Source organism: Halosolutus amylolyticus, from assembly GCF_023566055.1.
GTDB lineage: Archaea > Halobacteriota > Halobacteria > Halobacteriales > Natrialbaceae > Halosolutus > Halosolutus amylolyticus.
The window spans coordinates 795,683-819,877 of the sequence record NZ_JALIQP010000002.1 but is presented as its reverse complement, the minus strand read 5'-3'; the positions used below and the strand labels follow the sequence as shown (position 1 = coordinate 819,877).

At 68.3% G+C, this 24,195-nt stretch carries 27 protein-coding genes; 17 read left to right on the top strand and 10 right to left on the bottom strand.

Features of this window, described 5'->3' with window-relative positions; translation table 11 throughout:
- The first annotated feature begins 39 nt into the window (after positions 1–39).
- The gene (locus tag MUN73_RS10445) at positions 40–204 is read left to right on the top strand and encodes a hypothetical protein (RefSeq protein ID WP_250140407.1); all 165 of its coding nucleotides are present in this window, start codon (positions 40–42) and stop codon (positions 202–204) included.
- Positions 205–440: 236 nt separating this feature from the next.
- Positions 441–2,894: a hybrid sensor histidine kinase/response regulator gene (locus MUN73_RS10440; protein ID WP_250140406.1), complete on the top strand. Its 2,454-nt coding sequence runs from the start codon at positions 441–443 to the stop codon at positions 2,892–2,894.
- A 32-nt stretch (positions 2,895–2,926) separates the two neighbouring features.
- Here MUN73_RS10440 and MUN73_RS10435 read toward each other — a convergent pair whose 3' ends face one another.
- Together MUN73_RS10435 and MUN73_RS10430 are read right to left on the bottom strand one after the other, a co-directional pair.
- Positions 2,927–3,760 carry a universal stress protein gene (locus MUN73_RS10435; protein WP_250140405.1) on the bottom strand — a complete coding sequence of 278 codons (834 nt, stop codon included), beginning with the start codon at positions 3,758–3,760 and terminating at the stop codon, positions 2,927–2,929.
- 99 nt (positions 3,761–3,859) lie between these two features.
- Positions 3,860–4,975, bottom strand: a complete 1,116-nt coding sequence (locus MUN73_RS10430; protein WP_250140404.1) for an aminotransferase class V-fold PLP-dependent enzyme — start codon at positions 4,973–4,975, stop codon at positions 3,860–3,862.
- Between the two features lie 229 nt (positions 4,976–5,204).
- On the opposite strand from MUN73_RS10430, the gene MUN73_RS10425 reads away from it, so the two are divergent.
- The 3 genes from MUN73_RS10425 to MUN73_RS10415 are packed head-to-tail and all read left to right on the top strand — an operon-like array spanning position 5,205 to position 8,109.
- Positions 5,205–6,254: a DUF1818 family protein gene (locus MUN73_RS10425; RefSeq protein WP_250140403.1), complete on the top strand. Its 1,050-nt coding sequence runs from the start codon at positions 5,205–5,207 to the stop codon at positions 6,252–6,254.
- Between the two features lie 4 nt (positions 6,255–6,258).
- A complete protein-coding gene (locus MUN73_RS10420) occupies positions 6,259–7,323 on the top strand; it encodes an ABC transporter permease (protein ID WP_250140402.1) in 1,065 nt (354 codons plus the stop codon).
- Between the two features lie 3 nt (positions 7,324–7,326).
- Entirely contained in the window at positions 7,327–8,109 is a 783-nt protein-coding gene (locus MUN73_RS10415) for an ABC transporter ATP-binding protein (protein ID WP_250140401.1), read from the top strand.
- 143 nt (positions 8,110–8,252) lie between these two features.
- On the opposite strand, the gene MUN73_RS10410 is transcribed toward MUN73_RS10415, so the two are convergent.
- The 3 genes from MUN73_RS10410 to MUN73_RS10400 all read right to left on the bottom strand — a co-directional run bounded on the left by MUN73_RS10410 (position 8,253) and on the right by MUN73_RS10400 (position 10,652).
- Entirely contained in the window at positions 8,253–8,444 is a 192-nt protein-coding gene (locus MUN73_RS10410) for a DUF8144 family membrane protein (protein ID WP_250140400.1), read from the bottom strand.
- Positions 8,445–8,541: 97 nt separating this feature from the next.
- On the bottom strand, positions 8,542–10,128 hold the full coding sequence (locus tag MUN73_RS10405) for an acyl-CoA carboxylase subunit beta (protein WP_250140399.1): 1,587 nt from the start codon (positions 10,126–10,128) through the stop codon (positions 8,542–8,544).
- Positions 10,129–10,412: 284 nt separating this feature from the next.
- Positions 10,413–10,652, bottom strand: a complete 240-nt coding sequence (locus MUN73_RS10400) for a hypothetical protein (RefSeq protein ID WP_250140398.1) — start codon at positions 10,650–10,652, stop codon at positions 10,413–10,415.
- A gap of 139 nt (positions 10,653–10,791) precedes the next feature.
- Here MUN73_RS10400 and MUN73_RS10395 point away from each other — a divergent pair, with 139 nt between their 5' ends.
- From MUN73_RS10395 to MUN73_RS10380, 4 genes are all read left to right on the top strand, one after another.
- Complete coding sequence (locus tag MUN73_RS10395; protein ID WP_250140397.1) at positions 10,792–10,941, top strand: DUF7557 family protein; 150 nt, start codon at positions 10,792–10,794, stop codon at positions 10,939–10,941.
- A gap of 117 nt (positions 10,942–11,058) precedes the next feature.
- Positions 11,059–11,475 carry a universal stress protein gene (locus tag MUN73_RS10390; RefSeq protein WP_250140396.1) on the top strand — a complete coding sequence of 139 codons (417 nt, stop codon included), beginning with the start codon at positions 11,059–11,061 and terminating at the stop codon, positions 11,473–11,475.
- Positions 11,476–11,572: 97 nt separating this feature from the next.
- Entirely contained in the window at positions 11,573–12,817 is a 1,245-nt protein-coding gene (locus MUN73_RS10385; RefSeq protein ID WP_250140395.1) for a digeranylgeranylglycerophospholipid reductase, read from the top strand.
- 99 nt (positions 12,818–12,916) lie between these two features.
- A complete protein-coding gene (locus MUN73_RS10380; RefSeq protein WP_250140394.1) occupies positions 12,917–13,357 on the top strand; it encodes a universal stress protein in 441 nt (146 codons plus the stop codon).
- A gap of 57 nt (positions 13,358–13,414) precedes the next feature.
- Here MUN73_RS10380 and MUN73_RS10375 read toward each other — a convergent pair whose 3' ends face one another.
- The 3 genes from MUN73_RS10375 to MUN73_RS10365 form a co-directional block, all read right to left on the bottom strand.
- Positions 13,415–13,834: a hypothetical protein gene (locus tag MUN73_RS10375; RefSeq protein ID WP_250140393.1), complete on the bottom strand. Its 420-nt coding sequence runs from the start codon at positions 13,832–13,834 to the stop codon at positions 13,415–13,417.
- 82 nt (positions 13,835–13,916) lie between these two features.
- Positions 13,917–14,519, bottom strand: a complete 603-nt coding sequence (locus MUN73_RS10370) for a cysteine hydrolase family protein (protein ID WP_250140392.1) — start codon at positions 14,517–14,519, stop codon at positions 13,917–13,919.
- Positions 14,516–15,313, bottom strand: a complete 798-nt coding sequence (locus tag MUN73_RS10365) for a YqcI/YcgG family protein (protein WP_250140391.1) — start codon at positions 15,311–15,313, stop codon at positions 14,516–14,518. The genes MUN73_RS10370 and MUN73_RS10365 overlap by 4 nt, the downstream gene beginning before the upstream one ends.
- Before the next feature lie 154 nt (positions 15,314–15,467).
- Here MUN73_RS10365 and MUN73_RS10360 point away from each other — a divergent pair, with 154 nt between their 5' ends.
- The gene (locus MUN73_RS10360; protein WP_250140390.1) at positions 15,468–16,706 is read left to right on the top strand and encodes an FAD-dependent oxidoreductase; all 1,239 of its coding nucleotides are present in this window, start codon (positions 15,468–15,470) and stop codon (positions 16,704–16,706) included.
- 241 nt (positions 16,707–16,947) lie between these two features.
- On the opposite strand, the gene MUN73_RS10355 is transcribed toward MUN73_RS10360, so the two are convergent.
- Complete coding sequence (locus MUN73_RS10355) at positions 16,948–17,688, bottom strand: SDR family NAD(P)-dependent oxidoreductase (RefSeq protein WP_250140389.1); 741 nt, start codon at positions 17,686–17,688, stop codon at positions 16,948–16,950.
- Positions 17,689–17,817: 129 nt separating this feature from the next.
- Between MUN73_RS10355 and MUN73_RS10350 the strand changes: the two genes are divergently transcribed.
- Positions 17,818–18,273: a universal stress protein gene (locus MUN73_RS10350; protein WP_250140388.1), complete on the top strand. Its 456-nt coding sequence runs from the start codon at positions 17,818–17,820 to the stop codon at positions 18,271–18,273.
- A 96-nt stretch (positions 18,274–18,369) separates the two neighbouring features.
- Entirely contained in the window at positions 18,370–18,834 is a 465-nt protein-coding gene (locus MUN73_RS10345; protein ID WP_250140387.1) for a universal stress protein, read from the top strand.
- Positions 18,835–18,928: 94 nt separating this feature from the next.
- Here the strand turns inward: MUN73_RS10345 and MUN73_RS10340 are convergent, their stop codons facing one another.
- Positions 18,929–19,354 (bottom strand): hypothetical protein, encoded by a 426-nt coding sequence (locus MUN73_RS10340; protein ID WP_250140386.1) that lies wholly within the window; start codon positions 19,352–19,354, stop codon positions 18,929–18,931.
- Positions 19,355–19,498: 144 nt separating this feature from the next.
- Here MUN73_RS10340 and MUN73_RS10335 point away from each other — a divergent pair, with 144 nt between their 5' ends.
- From MUN73_RS10335 to MUN73_RS10315, 5 genes are all read left to right on the top strand, one after another.
- Positions 19,499–20,476: an ROK family protein gene (locus MUN73_RS10335; protein WP_250140385.1), complete on the top strand. Its 978-nt coding sequence runs from the start codon at positions 19,499–19,501 to the stop codon at positions 20,474–20,476.
- A gap of 136 nt (positions 20,477–20,612) precedes the next feature.
- Entirely contained in the window at positions 20,613–22,007 is a 1,395-nt protein-coding gene (locus tag MUN73_RS10330) for an LVIVD repeat-containing protein (protein ID WP_250140384.1), read from the top strand.
- 100 nt (positions 22,008–22,107) lie between these two features.
- Positions 22,108–22,473 carry a NifU family protein gene (locus MUN73_RS10325; protein ID WP_250140383.1) on the top strand — a complete coding sequence of 122 codons (366 nt, stop codon included), beginning with the start codon at positions 22,108–22,110 and terminating at the stop codon, positions 22,471–22,473.
- A gap of 176 nt (positions 22,474–22,649) precedes the next feature.
- Complete coding sequence (locus MUN73_RS10320) at positions 22,650–23,219, top strand: amino acid-binding protein (protein ID WP_250140382.1); 570 nt, start codon at positions 22,650–22,652, stop codon at positions 23,217–23,219.
- Positions 23,219–24,166 (top strand): homoserine dehydrogenase, encoded by a 948-nt coding sequence (locus tag MUN73_RS10315; RefSeq protein WP_250140381.1) that lies wholly within the window; start codon positions 23,219–23,221, stop codon positions 24,164–24,166. The genes MUN73_RS10320 and MUN73_RS10315 overlap by 1 nt, the downstream gene beginning before the upstream one ends.
- Positions 24,167–24,195: the final 29 nt, after the last annotated feature.

Here is a 24,195-nt window from a genome sequence, read left to right as displayed (position 1 = left end):
GGGGGACCGCTTATTTTTCTGGGCCGAGAGCTAGCCCGTATGTCGCTGACGACCCACAGGTGCACCTGTGGTGCAACCCTCCAGTTCCGCCAGGACATCCGGAAAGAGGAGACCGGCGTCTACCCGACCTGGAAGTGCAAGGACTGTGGTACGCCGGTCCCCGGGAAGACTGCCGAGAAGTTGCGACACCAGCATCCGTCGTGACGCTCTCCGATCGGTCGTGCTTCTCCCCCGATCCGATGGACGGCGGATCCGCCCGCGGGGACGAGGTCAGAACGGCAAGAAACGTTATGCCGATCTGGTGACCTCGCTAGTCTAGAGACGATGCCGACTGACGAGGAGGGATGGCGGGTGTCGGGGAATCGTGCCGTCGACGATCGACGAGCGGCGATGCGATCGGACCGTCAGGGATTCGATCGCGTCAGTCGGCACGTCGATCGATGACGGCGCGCGTGTGCTGTCTCGTGGCCGATCCGGTCGCCCGGCGCGAAACCGTCGACGCCGTTTCCCGGCGGTTTCCCGCCGGGACGGTGACGGCGACCGCGGATCCCGACGAGGTCCTCGAGCGAGTCGAGGTTGACTCGCCGGACTGCGTGGTCCTCGATCACGAGTCCGACGGACTGGACGCGGTCGCCGTCCTCGATCGACTCCGCGAGGGCGATCCCTCGGTTCCCGTCCTCGTCTTTCCACGGGACGGATCGGAAGCGCTCGCGAGCGACGTTCTTGGTGCGGGTGCGACGGACTACGTGCGTCGAGCGGACGGGTACGACGTGCTCGTCGATCGGATCGAGCGGGCGGCGTCGACTCGCGAGCAGACCGAGACACCTTCTGCAGCGTCTGGCTCACGGCGCGATCCCGGGTGCTGTGCGATCCTCGACGCGATCGGCGACGCCGCGGTCGTCTACGATCCGGCTGACGGCACGGTCGTCGACGTCAACGAGCGGCTGTGTGAACTGGCCGGGTGTCGACACGACGCCGCCTGCGCCTGCTCGATCGAGCGGTTCCGGACGGACGGCCCCGGCCGGAGGGAGGCGATCACCGACGTCGTCCAGCGGACGCTCGAGTCGGGCACCCAGCAGGTCGAGTGGCGGTGTGAAACGGCCGGCGGAGACGAGTTCTGGGCGGAAGCCACCTTCGAACGCGTCGACCGGGACGGGCGGCCGCTCGTCGTCGCGCTCTTCAGGGACGTCTCCGAACGCAAGCGTCGCAAACAGCGCCTGCGGAGCTTTCGACAGGCGATCGAGCGGGCGGGCCACTCGATCTACATCACGGATCCCGACGGGACGATCCAGTACGTCAACCCGGCGTTCGAACGCGTCACCGGCTACAGTTCCGCGGACGCGATCGGCAACACGCCCCGAATGCTCAAGTCCGGCGTCCACGATCGGGCGTTCTACCGGGAGCTGTGGGAGACGATCCTCGGCGGCGACGTCTGGGAGAACCAGCTCGTCAACCGTCGCAAGGACGGCGAGACGTACGTCGTCAACCAGACGATCGCGCCGATCACCAACGCGGACGGCGAGATCGAGAACTTCGTCGCCGTCAACGCGGACATCTCGGCACAGAAACGCCGCGAACGGCAGCTTCGTCGCCTCCACGATGCGGTCTGTGAGTGGCTCGAGGCGGACACCCGCGAGGCGGTCGCGATCAGGACGAGTCACCAGCTGTCGGAGCTGCTGGACCTCGAACTCAACGGGGTGTTCCTGTACGACGAGACGGCCGACGAACTCGAGCCGGCTGCAGTCTCGGAGCGCGCTGATGCGGCGCTCGACGCTCACCCACGGTTCGGCGGGGGCGACGGGATCGCCCGGCAGGTCTTCGAGACCGGCCGCGAGGTGATCCACGACGACGTCCGCGCGGCGGAGACCGTGTCCGCTCCCGAGTCGCCGATCCGGAGCGAGATCGTCCTGCCACTCGGCGATCACGGCGTCCTGGTCGTCGGCTCCCGATCGACGGACGCGTTCGACGAGAGCGACGTCACGCTCGCACGCGTCGTCGCGTCGAGCCTGGAAGCGACGCTCGATCGGCTCGGTCGCGAGCGGGAACTCGAGCGCCAGAAAGACCGGTTCGAGAAGTTCGCGAGCGTCGTCAGCCACGACCTGCGGAACCCACTGACCGTCGCGATGGGCGAACTCGAGCGAGCGCGCGACCTCGACGATCCGGCGGCGTTCGAGCGGGTCCAGGAGGCTCACGGGCGGATGGTGGCGATCATCGACGACCTGCTGTCGCTCGCTCGCGAGGGCAAGGAGATCGACGATCGCGAACCGATCCCGATCGCGCAGGTCGTCACGCGGGCCTGGGACCACGTCGACGCACCGACCGCGTCGTTCGAACTCGACTGCGACCCGCAGGTCCGGGTGCTGGCCGATCCGGGACGGCTCCAGCAGCTGTTCGAGAACCTGTTTCGGAACGCCGTGGAGCATGGCTCCACGAGCCCTGCCTCCCATCCTCGGCAGGACGCCGTCGAACACGGTTCGGCGAGCAGTCGGCCTGTGGCCGACGACGCCGTCGACCACGGCGTTCCCACGGGGGATTTCGCCCGGTCCGCGGCGAGCGACCAGCCCACGGGGACTGTCGACACCGGCGACGATCGCGCCCGGACGGCCGGTCTCGACTCGAGGGAGCCGGGCGCGAGTTCCGACGGCGATTCGGACCTCACCATCACCGTCGGCTGCGCCGAGGACGGGTTCTACGTGGCCGACGACGGCCGTGGAATCCCCGAATCGGAACGGGACGCGGTCCTCGAGACCGGATACACGACCGCCGACGACGGGACGGGGCTCGGCCTCTCGATCGTGACGACGATCGTCGACTCCCACGGCTGGTCGATCGAGGTCACCGAGAGCGCGGCCGGCGGTGCCCGGTTCGACGTCCGCTCCGGGTTCGTCGACTGAGTCGGCCGCTCGCGCCCGGAGGCGATCGAGCCCTAGTCCTCGTCCGCTGCCCGGACCGTCAGTACCGGCACCGTCGCCGTCCGCAGGACCCGTTCGGTGACGCTTCCGATGAGGAGCCGATCGATCCCGCTGCGGCCGTGCGTCCCCATCACGAGCAGGGTCGCGTCCTGCTCGGTCACGTAGTTCCGGATCGTTCGGTCCGTCGATCCGTACCGGATCGCGGTCTCCGGATCGATGCCCGCCGACTCGGCCGTCGCGACGCCGTCGTCGATGATCCGCTCGGCGGCGTTCTCGAGCCGATCGAGCCTGAGATCGGTCCGCTCGTCGATCCCGGCCGGAGTCACGTCGACGACCGAGAGGAGGTGGACGGTCGCGTCGTGGTGGCGAGCGATCGAAAGCGCCCGCTCGATGGCGGCGTCGGCGTGATCGCTGCCGTCGATCGGGACCACGATCGTCTCGAACGGATACTGCCGCTCGACCTCGGCGGCACCCCGGACGACGAGGACCGGGACCTCGGCGTCGCGGACGACCCCTTCCGTCACGCTTCCCAGCAGGAGGCGGCCGACCCCGCTCCGTCCCCGCGTTCCCATGACGATCGCGTCGACGTCGCGGGTCGCGGCGTACTCGAGGATCGCGTCCCGCGGCTCGCCGGTGTGAATCTCGTCGATGACGGGGGCTCCGGCGTCACCAGCCCACTTGCGACTGCTCTCGAGCGGTGTTTCCACGTCCGCCGGATCGGCGTCGGGATCGATCACGTGTAACACGTGGACGGTCACGTCCTCCGCGGCCGCGATCTCGCCGGCGTATTCGAGCGCGGCGTTTGCCGGGCCGCTCCCGTCGGTCGGAACGAGAATTCGGTCGAACATACGTTCCGTTCGTCGCACATCGACTTACAGGTATGCGACAGTTCCCGATCGGTGGGAGGATTCGCTCGCGGACCCGATCGACCGAGGTCGAGCGCGCGTTCAGGGTGCTCGCAACGCCTCGAGCACCGCGTCGACGTCCGCCGCCGTGTTGACCGCGTGGAGTGAGACGCGAACGGCCGCCGGATCGGGCAACGATCGGACGACGATGCCCTCCTCGGCGAGCCGATCGACGGTGGCCTCGGGGTCGTCGACGGCGACCGTCACGAGGCCGCTCTCGGGCGATCGCGGGCTCAGTAACCGGTCCTCTGGGAGTCCGTCCGCGAGGCGGTCGGTGAGCGCGTCGATCCGGTCCGTGATGGTCTCGATGCCGATCTCCTCCTGGATGGCGATCGCTTCCGCCAGCCCCGCGTGAGCGGCGGGCGTCGCCGTTCCCACCTCGAATCGTCGTCCACCGGGAAGGTATCGGTAGTCGGCCGCGTTCGGGTCGTCGACGCTCCGGTAGCCGATCGCGGCGGGCACGAGACCGTCCGCGACGTCTTCGTCGACGTAGAGGAAGCCGGAGCCGAAGGGCGCGAGCAGCCACTTGTGGCCCGACGCGGCGACGAAGTCCGCGCCCCACTCGCCGACGTCGACGGGGACCTGGCCGGGCCCCTGCACGGCGTCGACCAGCACCATCGCGCCGGCGTCGTGCGCGATATCGACGATCTCCGCGATCGGCAGGCGGGTGCCGTGGGTCCAGGTCAGTGAACTCACGCAGAACAGCGTCGCGTCGGCGACTGCGTCGATCACGTCGTCGATAGCGACGGTTCCGCGATCGGTCTCGAGCACACGCACCTCGACGCCGTGTTCGCGTTCGAGGCGTCGCCACGGCAGGACGCCGGCGGGGTGTTCGAGGTCCGTCCGGACGACGACGTCGTCCTCGTCCCAGTCGATGGCCCCGGCGACGCGGTTGATGCCGTCGGTCGTGCTCTCGGTCAGCGCGATTTCGTCCGGGGCGGCACCGAGCAAGCCCGCGACGGCGGCCCGGGCGTCGTCGTAGGCGTCGAACGCTGCGGGATACATCCCCGTCTCCATCGGCGAGTCGTACTCGTGGTGCTCGAGCGCCGCTTCCGCCGCCTCGACGACGCGGCGCGGGCTCGGTCCGCCGGCACCCCAGTTGCAGTAGGTGCCGTCGTCGAGCGCGGGAATCGTCTCGCGAAGTTCCGTCGGATCCATAATTCGCCCCTTTGGGCCGCCCCGATATCGGTCTGGCGATCGTTCCAGATCGCCGGGACGTGACTGGCGGGTGTCGAGACTGGATCGACTGGGCTGGGGCGACAGGCCGTCGAGACCGGGCCGGTCTTTTCGCGACCGCTGTGGCCGGTGGCTGGCCGCCGATCGGGACTCGTGCGCCGTGGCGCACCTACCCGAACCATTAACCGGTTCGGACTGAGAGAAATTCAACATGTTTGACCGTGTCTCGTCGATCGGTCGCGATCGACGACCCCGCCACCTCCTGCTCGTCACCTGCGTCGCGTTGCTGGTCGTCACGGCCGGCTGTGCCGGTCTCGTCACCGACGAGGAATCCGGCGACGACGTCGACGGTGATCCCGTGGCACAGGCCCCCGCGAACGCGGGCACGCTCGTTCACGTCGACGCCGCGGCGCTCGCCGACGACGGCGGTGACCGGCTGCTCGCCGACCTCGCCGCGGTCGAGGGCGATCGGACCGGCACGGGGACCGGCGTGCTGGCGTTCGAGAACCGGACCGGACTCGACCCGCTGGCCGCGGACGAACTGCTCGTGTTCGACGTGGCCCCCGAGGACGAAGCGGGGGTCGGCTACGTCGTCGACGGCGACTGGACCGCGGACGAACTCGTCGCGGCTATCGAGGGGACGACGGGCGTCGAGTACGATCGGCGCACCGTCCACGACGAACCGGTCCTGTACGAACCGGCCGCCGAACTCGATGGCGGGGCCGACGACGAACCCGCCGGCGAGGCGACGTTCGTCGGCGTCCACGGCGACGGCCGCTACGTGGTCGGCGACGAGGCGGCCGTGCGGGCGTCGCTGGACGTCCGATACGGCGACGCCGACGCGGTCTCGGGTCCGGTTCGTGACGCCTACGACGACGCCGACGACGCGCACGTGACCGTCGCGAGCGACCAGTCCGGATCGATCGTTCCCGAACAGTTCGAGGAGTTCGCCCCGGGACTCGATTTCGAGGTCTTCGACGAGGTCGAGGCGACCACCCGGACGTACGACGCGACCGACGACGGCGTCGCCGTCGACGCGGGCATGCACGTCGCGGACGAGGCGACTGCCGCGGAACTCCGGGACGTCGTCCGGGGGCTACTGGGGTACCTGATGGAGAACTCGGTCGCCCAGGAACTGATCGCCGGCGAGGAGATCACGGACGAACTCGAGGCGGTCGAGGTCACGCACGAGGGGACGTCGGTGTGGCTCTCCTACGAGGGCGACGTCGACGCGATCCTGCGCCTGCTCGACGAGGTGTGACTGCGTGGACCTGGTCGCCCTGCTTCGAAAGGAGACGATCGCCGCCCGTCGCAACCTCGGGCTCGTGATCGTCCTGCTCGTGTTGCTTCCCGGCGCGCTCGCCGGCGGGACCGTCGTCTTCGAACAGACGATTCCGCAGGACGTCCCGGTCGGGATCGTCGCCGAGGACGACGCGAGCGAGAACGACGTCGCGATCGTTCGTGCCGGACTCGCGTCGTTCGCGACGGCCGAGGAGTACGAGACGAACGACGAGGCGATCAGGGCACTGCAGCGCGAGCAAATCTACCTCGTGATCCGCGTGCCGGGGACGCTCATGGACGAAGACGCGAACGCGACGGTGACCGTCGTCTCGGATCACGCGTTCGTTCCGTTCCAGGAACCGATCGACGAGACCGTCGGCGTCGCCGAGTCCGAACTCGATCGCACCTTCCCGGCGACCGTCAGCGTCGCTCACGAGCAGGTCGACGAGCCGCGAACCCTCTCCGAGTTCCTCGTTCCGACCGGGCTGTTCGCGTTCGTCGTCCTCTACGCGCTCGTCTACCTGCCCTACCAGGTGCGCTCGGAACGGCTGGTGCTCGATCGGCTCCAGACCGAGTCCAGCCTCGACGCCGTCGTCGCGAGTAAACTGCTCTTCTACGGGGCGGTGCTCGCGGTGCCGGCCGGAGTCGTCGCCGCCGTGACGGCGTGGCTCGGCTACGACGTGGCGGCGCTGTCGCCGTCGACGCTCGCCGTCCTGGGGGTGACGTTCGGCTATCTCGCGGCGATCGGGCTGGCCGTCCTGTTCGTCTCCGGGCTCGCGAAGACCGCGCTGTTCGCCAACCTGGGGCTCGCGCTGGGCGTCGTCGCGCTCTCGAGTCTCGTTTACCCGGTCGGCTTCTTCTCGACGACTCAGCGATCGATCTCGCGGGCGTTGCCGACCCACTACTCGGCGATCGCGACCCGGAGCACGATGCTCCGGGACGCGCCGGCGGCGCTGTACGCGGACTACCTGCTGTGGCTCGCGGCGACGCTCGTCGCCGCGATCGTCGTCCTGAAACTGAGCCTGGTCGTCTACCGGCGGAGGCGATGACGCGTGACGAGGACCGATTCCACCACCGACGAGACCGACATCGAGGCGGGCGAACCGAGTGCCGACGCCGACGACACCGCTGCGGCCGACGATTCCGACGGGAGGGCCAGCGAAGCCGTCGGAACGGCCACCCCGACGCTGTCCCTGTCGGGCGTCACGAAACGGTACGGTCCGACCACCGCCCTCGACGACGTCTCGATCGCGTTCGAACCGGGGCGGTTCCACGGCCTGATCGGGCCGAACGGCTCCGGAAAGACGACCCTCTTCGCCCTGCTGGCGGGGCTCGCACGCCCGACGAGCGGCCGGGTCGACGCCGAGACCGCGCGGGTCGGCTACAGCTTCCAGGAGCCGCGATACTACCCCGATCTGACCGTCTGGGAGAACCTTGCGGTCTTTCGCGGGTTCGTCGACGATCCGCCGCCGGAATCGTGGCTCGACACGCTCGTCGAGGAACTCCGGCTCGGCCCCGCCGAACACCGCCGGGCGGACGAACTGTCGGGCGGCTTCCGCAAGAAGCTCGATCTGGGCCTCGCGCTGGTCAAGCGGCCGCAGTACCTCCTCCTCGACGAACCGCTCGCCGACGTCGACGACTACTCCCGGCGGCGCATCCGATCGTTCCTGGAATCCTACCGGGCGGGCGATCGGACGGTCGTCGTCTCGACGCACAACGTCGCCGCCTTCGCCGACCTGTTCGACCGGGTCACGATCATCGTCGACGGAGAGATCAGGGCGGACGGCCCGCCCGCGGACGACGTTGTGGGACAGTATCGAGACGCACTCGAGTGACGGCGGCGCGGCGGGACCCGGGCGACGCTCCCTCTACCGCGTCGACGCAGTGGGCGATCGTCCCGGTGTCCGATTCGGTTGATCCCAGTCACGAGCGGCGCGCTGACGCTCGAGGAGGGATCGATCACTCGGATTCGACCCTCTCAACGGCCATAGAGGACGTACGAAGCGCCGAGGAACGTGAGCAGAACCCCCACGACGAACCCACCGATCGTGTTCAGCCCAACCTGCCCAAACAGGACCCCTCCGATACTGCCCGCGATGAGACTGCCGAGCATGAGAAAGAAGCCAGTCTGCCACTCCTCGATGAAGTCGACGATCGTCGTGTTCGACATGGGATGTATACTACAGAAACGGAGAAAATCATTTCGACACGCGTTCCGCTGCTCATTTCTCCCCGATCCTCGGGCGAATAGCGTTTCGACGGAGCGACTACATCGGGTTGATCGGGTGCTTTTTCGGCGGCCACGTTTCCTCGCGGTCGGGCCCGTCCCGATCGAGCGCGCCCAGGAGCCGATCGCGGGTGTCCCGGGGGTCGATCACGGCGTCGATACCGATCTCTTCGACGGCGCGGACGGGGCCGGTCCGATCGACGAACTCGTCGATGAGTTCCTGGCGTTTCGCCTCGGGATCGTCGGCCGCCTCGTAGACCTTGCGGTAGGCGATGTCGACGGCTCCCTCGATCCCCATGGCGGCGATCTCGGCCGTCGGCCAGACGACGGTGAGTTCGTTGTCGGTCGATCGGCCGCCGCCCATCGCGACGTAGCCGTAGCCGTACCCCCGTCGGAGGACGACGTTCAGCGTCGGTACCGTCGCGCGGTTGAGTTCGAACGGGAGTTTCGCGGAATGGCGGGCGATCCCCTCGCGCTCGGAGTCCGGCCCCGGCATGACTCCCGGCACGTCGGTCAACAGGACGATCGGGAGGCCGAAGGCGTCACAGATGCTGACGAAGTGGGAGGCCTTGTCCGACGCGCCGGCGTCGATCGTTCCCGCCTTGATCCGGGGATTGTTCGCGATCACGCCGATCGATCGGCCGTCGAGGCGCGCGAAACCGGTGACGACGTTCTGCGCGAACCGTGGTTTGAGTTCGAAGAACGACTCTCGATCGACGATCCCCTCGACGATCGCGTCGACGTCGTACCCCTTCTTCGGGTCGGCGGGCATCACGTCGACGAGTCGCTCGCTGGCGTCGTCGGTGGGCGGCCTCGGAGCGTCGTCGATCGGGGGATCGGCCCGTGCGTTCCGCGGCAGGTACGAGAGGTAGGTCCGGATCGCGTCGAGACAGGTCTCGTCGTCGTCGACGGCGAGCGAGGCCATCCCCGTCTCGGCGGTCTGGAACCGCGCGCCGCCGAGTTCTTGCTTGCTGAGGTCGGTTCCCAGCGCGGCCTCGACGAGCGAGGGGCCGGCGACGCCCATCATACTCGTCCCCTCGACCATCACCACGAAGTCCGACATCGCGGCCCAGTTCGTCGCGGCGGCGAAGCCCGGCCCCATCATCGCCGATACGGTCGGGACCCAGCCCGAGAGCTTCGTCTGGAGCGTCGTCAGGCCGGCGTCGCCCTGTGCGAACGGCCGGGCGTCTAACCCCTCCTGGATCCGGTGGCCGCCGCCGTCGTGGAGCAGGACGACGGGATACCCCTGTTCGAGGGCGAGTTCCATCACGCGCTTGAGCTTGGTCCCGCCGGTGTGGCCGATCGAGCCACCCTTGACGGTAAAGTCGGTCGCCGCGACCGCCGCCGGCCGACCGTCGATCTCGCCGATCCCGGTGACGATGCCGTCTGCCGGGGCGTCCTTGCGCTCCCAGTCGGCCGTCTCCGGCGTCGTCGGTGCCGGCGCAGCGAGTTTGCCGATCTCGTCGAAGGAGTCACAGAGGTAGTCGATCCGCTCGCGGGCCGTGAGTTTCCCGCGCTCGTGCTGGGCGGCGACGGCGGCCTCGCGGCCCTCGTCGTCGACCGCGCGCTTCTCGCGCTCGACGCGATCGATCAGGTCCTCGACGGACGCGTCGTGTCGATCGGTCATCGCCGCTCACCCGCCTCGTGACCGATCGGCGTCCCGGTATCGTCCGCCGTGTTCGCCGTTCCTCCGTGCGTTCGCGACCACTGGTTCATGCCACGGTATAGCAAAACAATGGTAATAAAGCCACGGCCCGGCTGAACGCTGGAAGGTCGAGTACGGTTCTAGTAAACAGTGGCAAGTTCAGACGGCGGTGTCCGGCCCATTTTGCTGTCGTAGTCGATGACGTGTGTTCCCGAATCGACGACTCGTCGTTCGGGATCGATCGCCACGTCCGGTTCCGGCGGCCGTCAGATGTTGCCGCGCAAAACGACCTCCTCACCCACCGCGTCGAGCATGTCTTCCGTCACGATGTAGTCCTCCTCGTCCTCGCCTTCCACGCCGAGTTTCGCGAGCAGGTGCTCCGCGACGCTGGGGTTCGGATCGACCGCGGCCCGGTTCCGATCGACGCTCGCGACGATGCCGAGTTCTTTGCCCTCTGCGTCGACGACCGTCTTCCCGACCACGTCGTCGGTGAGTGTGGCTGCCATGTAGTCCCGGTACGACGACCGTGGGGGTAACTGGGAGGCTTTCCCGTGCTTGCTCGGGGGTCTGCACACGCGGCCCGGGGGTATTTGACCTGGGACGGCGACAGTACTGTCGACGGCGGCCGACAGCTACAGATCCACCATGACCCACACGATCGAAATCAGCGACGACCTCAAGGAGCGGATCGACAGCCACATCGAGGAGGACGAATCGTACGAGGAGTTCATCGATGAACTGGTGTCGATCTACGAGACGGAAGGGGCGTTCCTCCAGGAGGGCTACTCCGAGTGACGGCCGGGACGGTCCCGGATCACTCCTCTCCGTCTCGGTCCCGGCCGCGCAGTTCGTGACGCCGGGCAACGACGATCGGGCGGTACACTCGAGTATCGTCCCCCCGTAGAATCGGTTATGCACCTGCTGGTCGCGCTCGACGACTCGGAGCCGGGGTGGGCGGCACTCGAGTTCGCGTGCGCGGAACACGCCGACGACAATATCACGGTACTCCACGTCATCGATCTCGCCGAGAGCGGGTACGGCGAGTTTGCCCACGTCGGGGTCGAGGGGATGATCGAACAGCGGGAGGACGACGCTGCGGCGCTGTTCGAGGCGGCCCGCGATCGCGCGGCGGACGACGACTGCGCGATCGACACGGCCGTCATCCACGGTCGACCCGCGGACGCCATCGTCGACTACGCGGGCGAGCACGGGGTCGATCGGATCGTCGTCGGCAGTCACGGACGCACGGGCGTCTCCCGGATCCTCCTGGGAAGCGTCGCCGAGCAAATCGTCCGCCGGGCACCCGTTCCCGTGACGATCGCTCGCTGACGACACGTCGGAACTGATACGAAAAAATACATATCAGCAAGATGGTACGCGATCGCGACTGAATAAACTAATTAAGGACCGAGACAGTCCCGTTCCTATGAACAACCGCTACGATGTGGTCATCGCCGGTGCGGGTCCCGCCGGAGCCCAGTGCGCCCGGGACCTCGCGGCACGCGGGTACGACGTCGTCGTCCTGGAGACCGAGTCGGAGGACGAGTTCCCGCGCCAGAGCAACAAGTCGACTGCGGGGACGTTCCCGTCGATGATGGCCGCGTTCGGGATTCCCGACGACGTGGTGATGCAGTACACCGATTCGGTCGTCCTCGAGTCGCCGACCGACCACTTCGTCCGTGAACAGCCCGGTGCCGTCCTCGAGTTCGCGGATTTCAAGCGCTACCTCGTCGCCGACGGCCGCGAGGACGGGGCCGAGTACCGCTTCGACGCGCGAGTGACCGCCCCGATCATGGAGAACGGCGAGATCGTCGGCGTCACCTACAACGGCGACCAGGAGGTCTACGGCGAGATCGTCGTCGACGCGACGGGGCCGGCCGCGCCGCTCGCGAAGAAACTCGACGTCGTCGACCTCGAGCACGAGAACCACGCGATCGGCATCGAGTACGAGTTCGAGGGGATCGACGTCGATCGGCCCGGCTTCGCGGACCTCCACGACGCGATGATGCTCCGACTGGACCACGAACTCGCGCCCGGCGGCTACTCGTGGATCTTCCACACCGGCGAGGACACGGCCAAGGTCGGCCTCTGTTACATCCGCAACGAACAGTACCACCAGTACGGCCGGGAGAGCTACAGCATCGACGACTACCTGGACCACTGGGTCGACACCGACCCGCGACTCCAGGACGCCACGCGTCTCGAGGGAAAGATGCACCGCGGCTCCGCGCACATCCAGATGCCCGGCCAACTCTACACCGATCGATTCATGGCGATCGGCGACACCGTCCCGACGGTCGATCCGCTCTGGGGCGAGGGGATTCACAAGTGCATGAAATCCGGTCGGATGGCGGCCGCGACGGCAGATAGCTGTCTCAAACACGGCAACGTCGAACCGACGGCCGAGAACCTCGAGGTCTACGAGACGCTCTGGCACCGGGACGTCGCGCCGAACGTGCGGGCCCGCCTGCTGATGACGAAACTCCTCTATCTCGCGCCCGACGAGCGCTACGATCGCCTGATGGCCGACCTGAACCGACTCGACGACGACACCCTGGCCAGGGCGAACAAGGGCAACCCCGCCGCGATCGCGAAACTCCTCCACGTCGACGATCTTCCGTTGCTCGCCCGGTTCGCGAAACAGGAACTCACGTTCGGCGACCTGCTGTGAGGACGCCGTCGCGGTCGGCGGACTGACGGAGCGCGATTCACGATCGAGCCGTCCCGGCGGGCAGTAGCGTTTTCGGTGCTGGCGATCGAACTGCCGGCAATGTTCGATACGATCCTCGTTCCGACCGACGGGAGCGTCCACGCCGCGGCCGCCGTCGCGGACGGCTTCGAACTCGCTGGCGTCCACGACGCGGCGGTACACGTGCTCTGCGTCGCCGACGTCGGTCCGCTCGGCGGGCTTCGTCTGCCGGGCGACGCGACGAGTGCCGAGGAGGCGATCCGCCAGCAGGCCCAGGAGACGGTCGACGATACGCTCGATCGCGCACCGGCCGATCTCGACGTGACCGGAGCGGTCCGCGAGGGGCCGCCGGAGTCCGAGATACTCGACTACGCCCGGGAGATCGACGCCGATCTCGTCGTGATGGGCTCTCGCGGCCGCGGCGGCGTCCACCGGATGGCGGTCGGGAGCGTGACGGACCACGTCGTCCGGTTCGGCGACGTTCCGGTGTTCGTCACGACCGCCAGCGAGGAATCGTCCTGAAGGCCGCGATCGATCGAGAGCGGCGATCGGGCCGCCTATCGATCGACGGGGCACCGGTCAGTCGCCCGCGTCGGCGGCGATCCGGTTTATCGCCGCGGTTCGCTGTCCGATCGCCCAGCCGAGCAACGCGAGGCCGGCGTACGCCCCGATCCCCGGGAGGACGTACGCCGCACCGATCAGTTCCGGCGTGAACCCGAACGAGTCAAGCGCGAGTGCGAACAACACGGAGAGCAAAAAGAGCGCGAGACCGACGTCGCCGATCCGCATGCTCGGCATCGTCGCGGGACCGGCCCGCAGTCGTCCGGCCGCGTAGAACACGAGCGCGAACGTCGTCCAGCCGGCCAGCAGGACCAGCCCGGTCGTGAACGGGTCGTCGGGATAGTACCGCGGCAGGATCGAGAGGTGAACGACCAGCGTAACGAGCGCCGCACTGCCGAGGAGGACGACGAGGGCCAGCGAGTGTCGGTCGGACGCCATTGTCGATCGTGACGGACGCGACGACCGTTAACCTGCTGGAACGGTTCCCGGCGTCGATCGTTCCGACGGCTTCCGGCTTCGCTCACGTCTCGAGGAGATCGGCCGTCCGCACCACCGTCGCGAACTCGCCGTCGAGGTGGGCGAGGGCGGTCCGGTGGACCGTCTCCGCGTCGAACGCCTCGCCGTCGAACGTCCGATCGAAGGTCGCCGTCGCGTCGGCGACGAGGGAGACGTCGAAGCCGCGATTCTCGGCCATCCGGGTCGTCGTCGACACGCAGTGGTCCGTCGTCAGGCCCGCGACGACGAGCGTCTCGGAGCCGCGGTCGCGGAGCCACGACTCCAGATCGGTGTCGACGAACGCCCCGTTGACCGACTTCTCGAACGTCGGTTCGTCCGCGAGCGGCTCGGTCTCGGGTTTGAAGGCGTATCCCGGCCGATCGGGCCGCAGCGGCGAGCCCGGTTCGGTCGAGGCGTGGCGGACGTGGACGACGGGCCGATCGGTCTCCCGCCACCGGGCCAGAAGCGCCGCGGCGCGGTCCTCGGCGTCGGGGTTGTTCCGGGTGCCCCACGCGTCGGCGTCGAACCCCTGCTGGAAGTCGATCAGGACGAGGACGGCGTCGTCCGGCACCCCCGGCGCGCCGTCCCTCGATCGCGCCGACGAGTGGTCGTCGTTGTCGCCCGTCATGGCAGCCGTGCCGCCGGTTTCGGGTGGTCTCGCGTGACCGTGATCGGACACTCCGCGGGGGCCTGCGAGTCGTCCTCCGAGAGCATGTACTGGGGCCACTCGCGATCGCCTTCGACGCCCCAGTCGCCGAGATCGGCGTGGGGACAGACGCCGTCGTACCCCTCGAGGCGGTCCTGGATGACCTCCCGGGCCCGCTGGCCCGCCTCGGTGTCGGCCGTCACGTCCATGCGCTCGAAGAGTTCGCGGGGCTGGAACGTGATCTCGAGGCCGATCGGGCAGTAGCGGCTCTTTCGCTCCTCGTAGAACGGTGCGCGACAGGTCGGGAACATCGGTTCGCCGTCGAGACAGAACTCCCAGTAGGGGTCGTCGGGATCGGTCGGGATGTCCTCGGGCCAGGGCTCGGGGTCGTGGAGGTGCAGGGTCTGGAGGACGTGCCACAGCGCGTCGTGGTACTCCCGCTCCGAGAGGGGCTCTTCGGGCGGCCTGAAGAAGGTGACCAGCGACGCGCGCTCGGAATGGTCCTCGTACACCTCGAGGTACTCGAGGATCCGATCGCGAAGGGTCAACAGCGCGTCGGCGTCCGACATCGACGGGACCGCGGTGTAGAGCGGGTCCCCGTTCTGGACGGACTCGACGCCGAAGAAACACGGGAACGGGGTGTCGTTTCGCTCGCCGAGCAGTCCGTCACGGAACGACTCCCAGTGGGCGGCGACCCACTCCGGCGTCTCGCCCGATCGAACCCGCCGATCGAGGGTCTCCTGGTCCATCAGCGACTGGATTCCCGGCTCGTTCATCGAGTGGGGGTTAGGACTCGCCACCAAGGACGTTTTCGGTTCTGGACCGTCGCTACTCGCCTTCTGGAACCGTTTCGCGTTCGACGATCGAACCACCAGCCGTTCGCGTTGCCGTCGGGACCAGACGTTTCCCGCTCGCCTCCCTAGCCCGGCTATGACGCTCCGAACGGACGTCCTCGTCGTCGGCGGCGGGGCCACGGGCACCGGGATCGCACGCGACCTCGCGCTGCGCGGCGTCGACGTGGTCCTCGTCGATCGCGGTGGCCTCGCGGGCGGCACGTCGAGTCGCTCGCACGGCCTGCTCCACAGCGGCGCGCGGTACGCGCCGGCCGATCGCGCCGGTGCCGAGGAGTGCATCCGGGAACGACGGATCCTGGGGTCGATCGCCGGCGCGTGCGTGCGCGACACGGGTGGCCTGTTCGTCGAACTCGAGGACGACGACCCCGACTACCTGCGGGCCAAACACGACGCCTGCGTCGACATCGGCATCCCGGCGACGCTCCTGACCGCCGCGGAGGCCCGCGATCGGGTGCCCGATCTCGCCCCCGACGTGCGCCGGGCGATGGCGGTCCCCGACGCCGTGGTCTACCCCTCGCGGCTCGTCGCCGCGAACGCCGAGGACGCTCGCGACCACGGTGCGCGGATCCTCACGCACACGCCCGTCGAGGGGATGCGCGTCGCGGGCGATCGTATCACCGGCGTTCGCGTCGGCGGCCAGGTCGACGGCGCGATCGAGGCGAAATTCGTCGTCAACGCCGCCGGCGCGTGGGCGGATCGAATCGCCGCGATGGCCGACGTCGACGTCGAGATGCACCCCAACCGGGGCGTGATGATCGCCGTCGACTACGCCGACCTCGACCCGGTGCTCAACCGGGGTCGCGATCCCGGCGACGGCGACATCGTCGTCCCCCACGCGGACGAGGTCGTTCTCGGAACGACGAGCGTCGACGTCGACGATCCGGACGACCCCGGCAGCGCCGACTGGGAACTCGATCGGGTGCGCGAGGAGTGCGCGCGGATGCTCCCGCCCGTCGCCGAGGCCGAGCCGATCCGAACGTGGTGGGGCGTCCGCCCGCTCTACGCGCCCGACGAGGCGGCCCGCGGCGGCCGAGGCATCTCCCGCGGCTTCTTTCTGCTCGATCACGAGATCGACGGGGTCGCGAACCTCGCCTCGATCGTCGGCGGGAAACTCACGACGTATCGGGCGATGGCCGAGGCGACGGCCGATCTGGTCGCGGACCGACTCGGCGTCGACGACCCCTGTATCACGGCCGATCGCCGCCTTCCGGGGGCGGACGATCCGGCGCGTCTCGACGCGTTCGTCGCGGCCTTCGACGCGGGCGGGCCGTCGGACGCCGACGTGAGAACCGGTGGCGATCGGGACGAGCCGTAAGCCGCCCGCGGTTCGATTGCACTGCCCCGCTATACGTCCTCGGGCAACCAGCCGCCGTCCACCTCGACGTTCTGCACCCACCTTTTTACTGCGTCGGGGTCTCTCGCTTCGCTCACGGCCTCCGCCGTTCGCACTCCTGCGGCGCGGTGCGCCGCGGATCGCTCGAGACCCGCTCCTTGCAAAAATCTGGACCAAAAACGTCCCGCGGCGCGATGCGCCGCGGTTCGATTGCACTGCTCCGCTACACGTCTTCGGGCAACCAGCCGCCGTCCACCTCGACGTTCTCCCCGCTGATGTAGTCGCTGTCCGGATCGAGGAAGAAGTACAGCGGCTGGACCAGGTCCGCGAAGGAGGCGGGCCGATCGCGCGGGAGGTCCTCGGGGAACTCGTCGGAGTTCTCGACGACGTACGGCGAGATGGCGTTGACGGTGATCCCGTCGTCCTGGGTGTCGGCCGCGAGCATCCGGGTGAACATCAGGACGCCCGCTTTCGCCACGAAGTACGGGAAGTTCGTCGGGTCGACCAGCCCCTTCTCGCTGGAGGCGTAGCCGACGTTCACGATCCGGCCGTAGCCGGCCTCGCGCATGGCGGGGAGCGCCCGCTTCGAACAGAGGTAGGTCCCGTCGAGGTTCGTCTCGAGCACCCGGGTCCAGGTCTCGTACTCGAGGTCCGCCCAGTGGGCGGGCGCGAAGTCGCCGACGTTGTTCACGAGGACGTCGACGGGCCCGAGTTCGGACTCGACGGCCGCGAAGAGGCCGTCGACGCTCTCGGGATCGGTGACGTCACCCTGGACCGTTATCGCCTCGTCCGCGCCTCGTTCGCGTGCCTGCTCGGCCACGTCGCGAGCGGCGTCGGCGCTCGTGTGGTAGTGGACGGCCGTTCGCGCGCCGCAGTCGGCCGTCGACAGCAGGAGTTCGCGTCCGACGCCTTTCGCACTGCCCGTGACGAGTACCGTCCGCCCCTCGAGGTCGGGTCCGTCCATACGCCGTCGTCGGTGACTGTATGGAAAAATCACTCGGAAATCGTCCCGGATTCGAGTATCCGTCCACTGTCCCACCGTTTTGATTTCAAAAGTCCGGAACTTAAGTGGGTCGCGCATCATTGTCGGGGTATGACGCTGGAAACTGTCCTGCTCGCCGTGGGACCGGGCGACGCCGATCGGATCGACGAACTGGCCGAGGCCGTCGTCGAGGTCGCGAAACCGGCCGACGCGACCGTCGCGCTCGCCCACGTCTTCACGAGCAGCGAGTACGACGAGGTCGTGACGCGACTCGAGTTCGATGCCGACCACGACGAGATCGATCCCGACGAGGTCGCGATGCGACACTCGACGATCCGTGATCTGCAGTCGCTTCTAGACGAACACGACGTCGACTACGACGTTCGCGGTGCCGTCGGCGAGCACGGCCCGACGATCGTCGACCTCGCGACCGACGTCGACGCCGATCGCGTCGTGGTCGGCGGCCGTCGCCGCTCGCCGACCGGAAAAGCCGTCTTCGGATCGACGGCCCAGGAGGTCCTGCTGTCGGCCCCGTGTCCGGTGACGTTCGTCCGGAGTGGCGAGTAGCCCGCCGGCCGGATCGACCCCCCGCTAGCACTGAAAACGGCCGTAATACTGCAAGGACGGGAATACTTAAGCGGGTGGCAACGCCAACGTAGGGTCATGGCGATCGACACTGTTCTGCTCGCAGTCGGGCCCATGGATACCGTTCGCGCCGAGGAACTCGCGGAAACCGTTCTCGAGGTCGCGGAACCGCTCGGTGCGTCCGTCGTGATCGGGCACGCCTTCACGGAAGACGAGTACGAGGAGTTCCGGGAGGATCTCGGCTTCGAGGACCGCGTCGAGAACGTCGACCCCGACGCGGTCGCCGCCCGCCGGCCGCCGGTCGGCGACCTCGAGGAACGGTTCGCGGAGGCGGGCGTCGAGACCGAGGTTCGCGGCGCACTCGGTGAGATTAGCTCGGCGGTCGTCGATATGGCGATCGACGTCGACGCCGATCGGATGGTCGTCGGCGGCCGTCGCCGATCGCCGGCGGAGAAGGCGGTACTCGGCTCGGTATCCCAGGAGATCATCCTGCAGGCACCCTGCCCGGTGACGTACTTCCGGGACCTGGACGTCATGGAGTAGTCCGCGGACACGCCCAGACCGTTCTCATCGTGCCCCGATACGGGAGTCGCTGTCCGGTAGTTTCCAATCGATCGGGCGACGGCTGTGCGATCGATCACCCCCGACCGGCCCGCTCTTTCCAGTCGCGTTCTTGCCGTCGTTCGCGGAGGTGGCGTTCGCCGTCGGCGAGGTCGCGGCGGACGCGGCGCTCGAGCCTTGTCGTTTCGGCCAGCAGGGTCTCCTGGAAGTTCTCGAGGACGTCGTAGGACCACCGATCCTCGTCGACGACGCCGTGGGGGAGGAGGTCGGTCCGGATCGCGTCGGCGAGTTCGTCGTGGTCGCTTTCCCTGAGCAGATCCTCCGCCTCGGCGAGGTGGTCCATCCCGTGACCCGTCGCGTGGTGGAACTCGATGAGACTGCCCTGGGCGCGCTGGACCCACTCGAGGGCCAGTTCGACCTCGTGAAGCGCCTCCAGTTCCGTTTCGGCGATCGCCGGGCCCGGTTCGGCCTCGGACTCCGTGGATGAATTGTCGATGGCCATACGTCGAACTATGTCATACAGTGGCATACGACTGTCGCACGTCCCCACGATTCCCATCGCGTCACGACCGACGATCGACAGTGTACTCGCCGGCGAGTCAGGATCTGTTTAGTTAAGTACGGCGACGGCCGTCTCTCTGATAGCATGGTCTACTATGCGGGCGTCGACCTCGGCGCGACGAACGTGCGGGCGCTCGTCGCCGAGGCCGACGGGACGCCGATCGGTGTGAGTCGTCGGGCGACGCCGCGCGGTCCCACCGGCATCGACGTGACGGAGGGCGTCCTCCGGACGCTTCGCGAGGCGTGCGGGGACGCCGGTATCGCACCCGAGTCGATCGCGGCCACGGGTATCGGCTCGATCGGCCCGTTCGACCTCGCGGAGGGCGCGGTGATCGATCCCGCCAACCTGCCGGACTCGATCGATCGCATCCCCCTGACCGGCCCGATCGAACAGTTGATCGACAGCGACGACGTCCACCTCCACAACGACACCACGGCCGGCGTCATCGGCGAACGGTTCCACTCCGCGCGCAACCCCGACGACATGGTCTACGTCACGATCTCCTCGGGGATCGGGGCCGGCGTCTGCTGTGACGGCAACATCGTGAGCGGCTGGGACGGCAACGCCGGCGAGGTCGGCCACTGCGTCGTCGATCCCCGCGGCCGCCTCACCTGCGGCTGCGGCCACGACGGCCACTGGGAAGCCTACTGCTCTGGCAACGCGATCCCCGACTACGCGCGACTGCTCGCCGAGGACGACCCGACCATCTCGACCGACCTGCCGCTCGAGGGACCGGACTTCACCGCGAAGGACGTCTTCGAGTTCGCGGGCGAGGACGAACTGGCCGACTACACGATCGAGCAACTCGCCCACTGGAACGCGATCGGCGTCGCGAACGTCGTCCACGCGTTCGCGCCGCTCGTCGTCTCCTTCGGCGGCGCGGTCGCGCTCAACAACGAGGAACTGGTCGTCGATCCGATCCGCGAACGGGTCTCGGAGATGGTGATGTCCAACGTCCCCGAGATCACCGTCACCGACCACGGCGACGACGTCGTCCTCGAGGGTGCGCTCGCGAGCGCCCTGACGGAGGGGACGGGCGATCGAGGTCGACTCGACGACTGAGTCGGCGTCGACGCACCACCAGTGGTACTGGCCGTGCGATCGCACGGTCCGGGCGGTGATACGGTCCCCTCGCTGTGGCCTCTTCCCTGCGGGCACATTGCAACGTTTATTACGATAGCGCATGTGTCGTGTATTTGTGCATCGACGAGCCCTCCTCCGGTCCGGCGCGATCGTCGGGACGTCGCTGTCGGGTCTGCAGACGGCTGCCGTCCCGTCGACTGCCGCAGTCTCCCAGGACGACGCGTTCGAACCCCGCGGCCGCGTGTCCGTCGAGGGCGCGGCCGAAACGGTCGTCGGCGACGACGGCGACGTCGCGTATCTCGCGGCCACGAACGGGTTCGTGACCGTGGACGTGAGCGATCCCGCCGACCCGACGGTCCTCGCGGAGGAACGCCGGATCGAGGTCGACGGCGGCCGACTGACGGAGATTCTCGACGTCGCGGTCGACGGCGATCGGCTGGTCGTTCCCGGTCCGGCAAACCAGAAGGGCGACAGCGAGATCTTCAACGGCGTTCTCGTGTACGACGTCGGCGATCCCGCCGATCCCGTTCGCGTCGCCGAGTACGAGACGGGCTATCACATCCACAACTGCTATCTCGACGGCGACGTCCTCTACGTCGTCGCCAACGGACCCGGTGAAGACGACGAGACGCCGGACGGCAACCGCCTCGACGTCTACGACGTGAGCGGGGACGCCATCGAGGCGATCGGCGACTGGTCCCTGCTGGACCACGATCCGGAGTGGGGCGACGTCTTCTGGCTCGCCCGCTACCTCCACGACGCGTACGTCCACGACGACGTCGCCTACCTCCCGTTCTGGAACGCCGGCACCTACCTCTTAGACGTCAGCGACCCGGCCGATCCCGAGTACCTCTCCCACGTCCGGCGCACGGAACTCGAGGACCAACGGGCGATCGAGGACGGCCGGGAGGCCCAGCAGGAACTGCCGGGCAACGACCACTACGCGGCGGTCGACGATTCGGGTACGCTCATGGCGGTCGGTCGGGAGGCCTGGGCCACCGACGACAACGACGCGGGCGGGCCGGGCGGGATCGACCTCTACGATGTGTCCGATCCGGAAGCGCCGACCCACGTCGCGTCGATCGACCCCCCGGAGACGGAGGACGCGACGTACCGCGGCGGGGAGTGGACGACGTCGCACAACTTCGAACTTCGCGATGGTCACCTCTACTCGTCGTGGTACCAGGGCGGTGTGAAGATCCACGACGTCTCCGACCCGGCCGATCCCGTCGAGGTGGTCTCGTGGGAGGACCGCGAGACCGCGGGCTTCTGGACGGCACGCGTCGCCGCTCCCGGGGAGACGCTCGTCGCGAGCAGCACCCAGTTGATTCCAGGTGCGGGAACCGAAGGCGCACTCTACACGTTCCCGATCGAGTTCGGCGAGGAGGAACGCGAGGACGACGACGCGTCCGATACGATTCCCGGATTCGCGGGGGTGGCCGGTCTCGCGGGTCTCGCCGGCGGGGTGGCCGGACTGGAGTGGGTCCGCCGCCGTCACGGCGGCGAATGACGAATCGATTACTCTCGCGCACTCCCGATCCCTCGTGATCGTTCCTGATGGTCTGTTACCATGGATCAGACCTATTAGCGTCGGGTCCCTAGTCCCGCTGATGACTGACTCCGACGACGACGGGACGCTCAAAGAGCGGGTCGAGAAGTGGCTCGCCCGCGAGATGCCGATCATCCAGATGCACGGCGGGACCAGCGCCGTCCGCGAGGCCGATCCGGAGACCGGCGAGGTCGTCGTCGAACTCGGCGGCGGCTGCAAGGGCTGTTCGGTCAGCGACGTCACGACGGGCAACATCGAGGCCGAACTCATCCAGTGGCCGGAGATCGACGACGTGACCATCCGGGTACCCGACGCCCGCGAGAGCCTGGGCGGCCCCGATCAGGCCGAGTCCATCATGGGGATCGATCGGACCGAGGGCGGTCGCGGCGACTGGGGCTCCTCGAACCCGGGAAAGGACCACCTCTAACTGCTGGCGGCGTCCGCACGGTCGATCCGCTCCGATCGAATCGGGGCCCTGCAGCCCGTATGCCGCTCGTTGACAGGGACGGATAGTTTTGGGAAGTCCTATATCCTTTTACGCGCCCATTACGGAGTCGTATACCATGACGACGTGTGGACGCCCGCAGGCGGGAGGTGTCGGCGATGGATAACGCCGCCGACGCCGGGGACGAACCGGACGGGGACGCCGAGACCGACGGCGGTGTTCGCGCCTACACCGTCCGACTCGAACTCGTCGACGAACCCGGCGAGTTGCTTCGCGCGCTCAAACCGATCTCCGACAACGGCGGAAACCTCCTGAGTATCCACCACGAACGCGGCAACATCACACCTCGCGGGCACATCCCCGTCGAGGTCGACATGGAGTGTCCGCCCGATCGGTTCGACGACATCGTCGAGGGACTTCGCGACGCCGGCGTCAACGTCATTCAGGCCGGTGCCGAGCGCTACGGCGAGGAGATCAGCGTCGTGCTCGTCGGTCACCTCGTCGCGAACGACCTCTCGGAGACGCTCTCGCGAATCGAAGACGAGGCCAGCGCCGTCGTCCTCGACCTCTCGCTGACCGCGCCGGAAGGGACCGAGGGCGTCGCCAGCGCCCGGATCCGACTCGCGATCGACTCCGGCCGGACGACCGAGGCGCTCGAGTCGATCCGGGCGATCGGTTCGGCGAAGGACCTCACCGTCGTCGAACCGCTGCTCGGAGGTGATGCCTGATGCGACTCGCCATCCTCGGTGCCGGAGACGTCGGGCGATCCGTCGCCGACCTCGCCGGCGAGTACGGCCACGAGGTCGTCGCGATCGCCGACTCGACCGGCGCCGCGATCGACCCCGACGGGATCGACGTCGAACGCGCCCTCGAACGCAAAGTCGGCGGCGACGCCGTCGGCACGGGCGACCCCGAGGCCGTCTTCGAGACCGACTACGACGCGCTCGTCGAAGCCACCCCGACGACGCTGGGCGACGCCGAGCCCGGCTTCACGCACGCGAAACGTGCACTCGAAGCCGATCGACACGTCGTCCTGGCGAACAAGGGCCCGGTCGCCGAACGCTACGAGGACCTGCGGGCGATCGAGGCCGAGAGCGCGGGCTCGATCCGGTTCGAGGCGACCGTCGGCGGGGCCATTCCGGTGCTGTCGACGATCGAGGACTCGACGCCACAGGCCGTGACCGCGGTCCGGGGCGTGCTCAACGGAACGGCGAACTTCATCCTCACGCGGATGGCCGCCGAGGGACTCGACTACGAACACGTCCTCGCGGAGGCCCAGGATCTGGGCGTCGCGGAGGCCGACCCGACCTTCGACGTCGACGGCACCGACGCCGCGCTGAAGTTCGTCATCCTCGCGAACGTGCTGGCCGACGGCGGCTTCGCGCTCGACGACGCCGACGTCACGGGGATCCAGGACGTCCCCGGTAGCGCCCTCGACCTCGCGGCCGAGGACGGCCGGACCATCCGCCTGATCGGCGAGGCGACCCGCGACGGCGTCCGCGTCGGCCCGCGACTCGTTCCGGAGAACGGCGCGCTCGCGGTCACGGGCACGCGAAACATCGTCCAGATCGAGACCAAACACGCCGGCAGTCTCCACAACAGCGGCCGCGGTGCGGGCGGCCCGGAGACGGCCACGGCCGTCCTGTCGGACGTCGGTCGGCTCCCGGAGCGGTAACACTCTTCCTGGACCTGTACACCGGTACG

What these genes read in the sequence shown, in the direction of transcription:
- MUN73_RS10405 (WP_250140399.1), bottom strand. Translation starts at nt 10,128, where the DNA reads ATGACCGATCGACACGACGCGTCCGTCGAGGACCTGATCGATCGCGTC.
- MUN73_RS10400 (WP_250140398.1), bottom strand. Translation starts at nt 10,652, where the DNA reads ATGGCAGCCACACTCACCGACGACGTGGTCGGGAAGACGGTCGTCGAC.
- MUN73_RS10410 (WP_250140400.1), bottom strand. Translation starts at nt 8,444, where the DNA reads ATGTCGAACACGACGATCGTCGACTTCATCGAGGAGTGGCAGACTGGC.
- MUN73_RS10315 (WP_250140381.1), top strand. Translation starts at nt 23,219, where the DNA reads ATGCGACTCGCCATCCTCGGTGCCGGAGACGTCGGGCGATCCGTCGCC.
- MUN73_RS10435 (WP_250140405.1), bottom strand. Translation starts at nt 3,760, where the DNA reads ATGTTCGACCGAATTCTCGTTCCGACCGACGGGAGCGGCCCGGCAAAC.
- MUN73_RS10340 (WP_250140386.1), bottom strand. Translation starts at nt 19,354, where the DNA reads ATGGCCATCGACAATTCATCCACGGAGTCCGAGGCCGAACCGGGCCCG.
- MUN73_RS10360 (WP_250140390.1), top strand. Translation starts at nt 15,468, where the DNA reads ATGACGCTCCGAACGGACGTCCTCGTCGTCGGCGGCGGGGCCACGGGC.
- MUN73_RS10365 (WP_250140391.1), bottom strand. Translation starts at nt 15,313, where the DNA reads ATGAACGAGCCGGGAATCCAGTCGCTGATGGACCAGGAGACCCTCGAT.
- MUN73_RS10445 (WP_250140407.1), top strand. Translation starts at nt 40, where the DNA reads ATGTCGCTGACGACCCACAGGTGCACCTGTGGTGCAACCCTCCAGTTC.
- MUN73_RS10440 (WP_250140406.1), top strand. Translation starts at nt 441, where the DNA reads ATGACGGCGCGCGTGTGCTGTCTCGTGGCCGATCCGGTCGCCCGGCGC.
- MUN73_RS10345 (WP_250140387.1), top strand. Translation starts at nt 18,370, where the DNA reads ATGGCGATCGACACTGTTCTGCTCGCAGTCGGGCCCATGGATACCGTT.
- MUN73_RS10375 (WP_250140393.1), bottom strand. Translation starts at nt 13,834, where the DNA reads ATGGCGTCCGACCGACACTCGCTGGCCCTCGTCGTCCTCCTCGGCAGT.
- MUN73_RS10385 (WP_250140395.1), top strand. Translation starts at nt 11,573, where the DNA reads ATGAACAACCGCTACGATGTGGTCATCGCCGGTGCGGGTCCCGCCGGA.
- MUN73_RS10395 (WP_250140397.1), top strand. Translation starts at nt 10,792, where the DNA reads ATGACCCACACGATCGAAATCAGCGACGACCTCAAGGAGCGGATCGAC.
- MUN73_RS10430 (WP_250140404.1), bottom strand. Translation starts at nt 4,975, where the DNA reads ATGGATCCGACGGAACTTCGCGAGACGATTCCCGCGCTCGACGACGGC.
- MUN73_RS10325 (WP_250140383.1), top strand. Translation starts at nt 22,108, where the DNA reads ATGACTGACTCCGACGACGACGGGACGCTCAAAGAGCGGGTCGAGAAG.
- MUN73_RS10380 (WP_250140394.1), top strand. Translation starts at nt 12,917, where the DNA reads ATGTTCGATACGATCCTCGTTCCGACCGACGGGAGCGTCCACGCCGCG.
- MUN73_RS10320 (WP_250140382.1), top strand. Translation starts at nt 22,650, where the DNA reads ATGGATAACGCCGCCGACGCCGGGGACGAACCGGACGGGGACGCCGAG.
- MUN73_RS10390 (WP_250140396.1), top strand. Translation starts at nt 11,059, where the DNA reads ATGCACCTGCTGGTCGCGCTCGACGACTCGGAGCCGGGGTGGGCGGCA.
- MUN73_RS10350 (WP_250140388.1), top strand. Translation starts at nt 17,818, where the DNA reads ATGACGCTGGAAACTGTCCTGCTCGCCGTGGGACCGGGCGACGCCGAT.
- MUN73_RS10335 (WP_250140385.1), top strand. Translation starts at nt 19,499, where the DNA reads ATGGTCTACTATGCGGGCGTCGACCTCGGCGCGACGAACGTGCGGGCG.
- MUN73_RS10425 (WP_250140403.1), top strand. Translation starts at nt 5,205, where the DNA reads ATGTTTGACCGTGTCTCGTCGATCGGTCGCGATCGACGACCCCGCCAC.
- MUN73_RS10355 (WP_250140389.1), bottom strand. Translation starts at nt 17,688, where the DNA reads ATGGACGGACCCGACCTCGAGGGGCGGACGGTACTCGTCACGGGCAGT.
- MUN73_RS10370 (WP_250140392.1), bottom strand. Translation starts at nt 14,519, where the DNA reads ATGACGGGCGACAACGACGACCACTCGTCGGCGCGATCGAGGGACGGC.